The organism is Candidatus Schekmanbacteria bacterium, assembly GCA_003695725.1.
In the GTDB taxonomy this organism is placed as follows: Bacteria; Schekmanbacteria; GWA2-38-11; order GWA2-38-11; family J061; genus J061.
Genome location: RFHX01000221.1, coordinates 1 through 4,496 on the forward strand (window position 1 = coordinate 1; position 4,496 = coordinate 4,496).

3 protein-coding genes are annotated in these 4,496 nt (G+C 34.9%); 1 reads left to right on the top strand and 2 read right to left on the bottom strand.

What is annotated here, in order from left to right:
* Positions 1 to 207 precede the first annotated feature (207 nt).
* Positions 208 to 687 carry a hypothetical protein gene (locus tag D6734_08655; GenBank protein RMF94056.1) on the top strand — a complete coding sequence of 160 codons (480 nt, stop codon included), beginning with the start codon at positions 208 to 210 and terminating at the stop codon, positions 685 to 687.
* 56 nt (positions 688 to 743) lie between these two features.
* Here D6734_08655 and D6734_08660 read toward each other — a convergent pair whose 3' ends face one another.
* Together D6734_08660 and D6734_08665 are read right to left on the bottom strand one after the other, a co-directional pair.
* Positions 744 to 1,085, bottom strand: coding sequence for a hypothetical protein (locus D6734_08660; protein RMF94057.1), 342 nt, complete (start codon positions 1,083 to 1,085; stop codon positions 744 to 746).
* Positions 1,086 to 1,355: 270 nt separating this feature from the next.
* On the bottom strand, positions 1,356 to 4,292 hold the full coding sequence (locus D6734_08665; protein ID RMF94058.1) for a PAS domain S-box protein: 2,937 nt from the start codon (positions 4,290 to 4,292) through the stop codon (positions 1,356 to 1,358).
* Between the last annotated feature and the right edge of the window lie 204 nt (positions 4,293 to 4,496).

Consider the following 4,496-nt stretch of genomic DNA (forward strand, 5'->3'; position numbering starts at 1 on the left):
AAAATACTGCTAAATTTACTCATGGAAGCCTCCTCTCAGGTTTGTGTTTTCTTTTCAAAAACTATTTTACCCGATGGGGCTTCCTCTTTAAAATCTTATTTTGGACAGATGTGATATAAGATAAATATTTTTGTACATATTAATTATATTCATCCCATAGAGATGAACGCCACGACGGCGATATGCAAAACAGGGAGTGTGAAAAGAATGGTGTATATAAAAAAGGAAGGCATCCAGCCTAAAAAAGAGAGATTTTCTGTCACGGGGAAACTTGTCTCTATTTCTGCTGACCCTGGTGCGGTTGTCAACGAAGATAAACAGGAATTCAGGTATATAGACATTGCTATCGTTGACGAAACCAAAGAAGAGCCTGTATGGTATAACATCAGGGCAAGCGGAACAAAAGAGACTGTAAAGGACCCTCAAACAGGCGAATCTGTAACAAAAGTCAGGAATATAGTCATTAACGAACTTCCTGAACTTAAAAAAGCAGATGAGCTTTTGAGGGCTGGAAAAAAACCAAAAGTCGAAGCAGTCTACTACATTTCAATAAAGGAAGCCCGTGACGAAAACGGCGAAATTATCATTAAAGATGGAAAAGCCGTTAAATATGAGAACAAGAAAGCCAGCCTGAAAGACCTTGAATCATTCAAAGTTCTTGAAGATGATATAACATCGGTTGAATAGGCTTTTTATTTTTTATTTTTTTATTTTTTTCTTTTTATCAGAGAATCATAATATAGTTAATCATCTAGTCCAATCATTCTTCTAAATCTTTTTTTCTTTTGTTCTTCGTATTTAATTTCCAAACATTCAGCACAAACATTTTTAGAGGTCCATAATTGGACGCATCTGGCGCATATTCTTCTTCCACATAAGTCACAATGCCTCTTTCCATCATCATTTCTTTCTCTATCTTTGATTGGATATTTACCGCAATATGGGCATTCATCACCCCATTCTATAATAGAAGATGGTTTAATAATTCTGTTTAATCTGTTGTACCAAAAGCGTTTTCTAATTTCGTTTTGCGTTATATACGCAAAAAAATCTTCATCAAAAAAACTATCATCAAAATCACTCATGATTATCTCCTTTCTATAATTTTTTAGGTGTCCAAATAAGTGTCCACTAAGAACGAGAATTTCCCTATTTCTATAGAATTATCAGAAACTATAGAATTCCTGAAATTCTTCTAAAACCAAGGACCAGTGCGGAAGGCTTATTTTTCACTAGTTTTTATTTAAGGCGATGCAGTATTTTGAGTCCCGTGCGTCTACCAGTTTCACCACTCCGGCTTATAGGAAGTTAAAAAATTTGGATAGCTTATTTGATATAACTAAAAACAGAATGTGTCAAGAAGAAGAAATCGATGAAAAATTCTGCATTACTTTTCTTACATCTTCTATTGTAAAAGGCTTCGTCAGAATAGTATTTTCAATGCCATTCCCATTGTCCCCTCCAAAAGAATCAAGAGAAAGCGAATCTCCTGTAATAAAAATTACCCTATCAGCTAAAGAGCCATCTATATACCTTAGTTGTTCAAGAAAGGACAATCCATCTAAATCAGGCATCCTAATATCTGAAAAAATCAGATCATATCTCTTTTCTTTTATCATTCTAAGGGCATGCCTTGCGCTTGCAGTTAAATCGACATCATGGCCATCATCAGTTAGATAAAGCTCCAGTATATCCCTGATGACTTCTTCATCATCAATGACAAGGACTCTTTTTTTGCCAAAAGTAATTCCGTCCTTATCTATATCTGGTGACTCAACTTTCTTACTCTCCTCAGGTTTACCTTCTAAAACAGGGAGTTTAACGATAAACTTCGTTCCCTCACGCGGCTTGCTTCTAACATATATATCTCCTCCATGTTCCTTTATGATTCCATAAGAAATACTAAGCCCAAGCCCTGTGCCCTTGCCAACTTCCTTTGTTGTAAAGAAGGGGTCGAATATTTTCTTTATCTTATCCTTTTCAATTCCTATTCCTGTATCAGCAACTTCAATTGTAAAGAATTTTTCATCAAAGGCAGTTTTAACAGAAATCTTCTTTTCCTTCTTATCAGCTACTTCAACAGCATACCTGGCATTTTGTATAAGGTTGACAAAAACCTGCTGTAATTTATTTCCGTCAACAAAAGCCGAAGGCATTCCCTCTGCATATTCTTCTTCAATAATAATCCCACCTGAATTCATATCATAAGCAGTCAAGGCAATCGTTGATTTTATCAAATCATTCAAATTGACATATTCTTTCTTTGCAGAGTATTTTCTTGAGAACATAAGAAGATTGGAAACGATATTTTGGCATCTCTGAGACTGCTGATTTATTATTTGCAATTGTCTTTTTACATCATTTGAAACTTTTTTATCCATCAACAAATTGGAATAGCCGATTATTGCTGTAAGGGGATTGTTCAATTCATGGGCAACGCCTGCCGCCATTTCTCCAATAGAGGAAAGTTTTTCCGCTTGAATGAGGTTTTCCTGAAGGATCTTTACCTCTCTCATATCCCTTATCAAACCAAGACTTCCAAAGACTTTACCTTCAGCGTCTCTTAAAAGGACTGCTTTTATGCTTGTCGGAATTATCTCTCCCTCCTTTGCCAAGAGATTTATCTCCAAGCCGCTTATCGTGACTTCTTCTTCAAAGTGTTTCTCTATAGATTTTTTGAGAAGGCTATATCCGGCATCAGGATAGATTTTAAAAAGCTTTTCACCTACCAATTCTTCCCTGCTGTAACCAAGCAAATCGCATATATAATTATTAACATCCGTAATCACCATCTCTTTATCGATAACAACAATGCCATCGACAAGAGATGAAAAGATTGTTCGCAGATATTCTTCTGATTCTTCGATACGTTTTTCTGCCGCTTTCTGTTCTGTAATATCACGGGCTGTTGCAAGCACACCATTTTTTCTTCCTTCATCGTCATAGAGAAAACATGAGCTCCACGATAGGACTCGTTCCTGTCCATCTTTTCTCTTGAAAATCTGAACAGATGTAACATTCGCTTTTTTCCCTGAGAAAAGGAATTCATAGTAATTATCTTTGACAATGTCCCGCGACATTGCAGTCATAAAAAAAGCAATCTTTTTCCCTATGGCATCTTCACCAAAAAAATCTTTTCCTGTTTCATTAAGCCATATGATATTTCCATCAAGGTCGATATTTACTATGATGTCAGGGTAAACACTCAAAAGCGCACTCCTGTACTGCCGAAGTTTTTTTATCTTTCGAGCTGCGCTTTCGCCGTGAACTTTAGCATACCTTGAAACAAAAAAACCAAAAGCCAGAATAATAAAAATTGCAATACCAACTACGAAACTAATAATTGGACGAAGAACATTGAAAGCTTCAGATTTATCTATCTTCTCCACAACCCCCCATTTTAATTCGGGAATATATGCGGTGGTACTTATGACTTCTTTTCCTCTATAATCAATTCCTCTAAAAAACCCCTCATTTCCTCCAAGGACAAAATTTGATGGAGATCTATTTTCAGCAATAGAAATCTCAATAGGAAGCCACCTCTTTTTATCATCTGAAAGTTTGTTCATTATTACAACTTTTCCACCCTTTTTTAGCACAAGCAATTCCTCAAATGTTTTACTTCGTATTACTGATGAAGGGTGGAGAATATGCGACAATTCCTTTTCAAGGTCAAATTTTAACAGGAGAGCGTAATTAGAGAATAGAATCTTGCCACCATCTGATATATTGGGACTGAAAGGAATAACAACATAAATATATGGTCTCCTGTTTGTTGAATCGATCTCAACAGGAGTAGTTACAATACTTCTTTTTTCAATTGCTTCTGAAACTTTCTTTTCTATCTCATCTGCAATGGCAAATATTTCATCTCTTACTGATGTTTCGATTTCACCTTTATCATTCACAACAAATATATTTTCACAATCAAGATGTTCTTCAAGCTTTTCAAGATATTTATGAAAACCAATATGATGCATTCCTCGAAGAGCATTCTTCTGAGGATATTTCCTCAAAATAGCAGAATACATCATACTCTCATTCTCATGGCTGAGCATAAGCAATCTGCATTTGCTTATCAATTCGTGATACCAGTTCTGTATCTGCTCCTTCGTAGCTTCTGTAGCGGCAAGCATATACATCTGCCTTCTCTGATTAGATATTTTTTCTCCGTATTGATATGCAAAGAATCCGCATACAGCGACGAGGATAACAATTATGGCAACAGATATATGGACCTGTGGATTTAAAAGAATAGGCCTTTTGATTTTTTCACTACTATTCTTTTTCATTTAAACTTGTCAGAAACAGAATTAAGCTCAATTTTCGAAACTTTAAAAATATCGTTAATTTTATCAGAAAGATGAGCAAAATTATTTAAACTTTAAATAGAATTTCATAAATTTAAAATTATGTTTTTCTAATTTTTATTATTGAAATAAATCAAATAAGAAACAAAATTTTGAGGATTATAAGCAATGAATTCAATTCTCCTC

What these genes read in the sequence shown, in the direction of transcription:
- D6734_08655 (RMF94056.1), top strand. Translation starts at nt 208, where the DNA reads ATGGTGTATATAAAAAAGGAAGGCATCCAGCCTAAAAAAGAGAGATTT.
- D6734_08660 (RMF94057.1), bottom strand. Translation starts at nt 1,085, where the DNA reads ATGAGTGATTTTGATGATAGTTTTTTTGATGAAGATTTTTTTGCGTAT.
- D6734_08665 (RMF94058.1), bottom strand. Translation starts at nt 4,292, where the DNA reads ATGAAAAAGAATAGTAGTGAAAAAATCAAAAGGCCTATTCTTTTAAAT.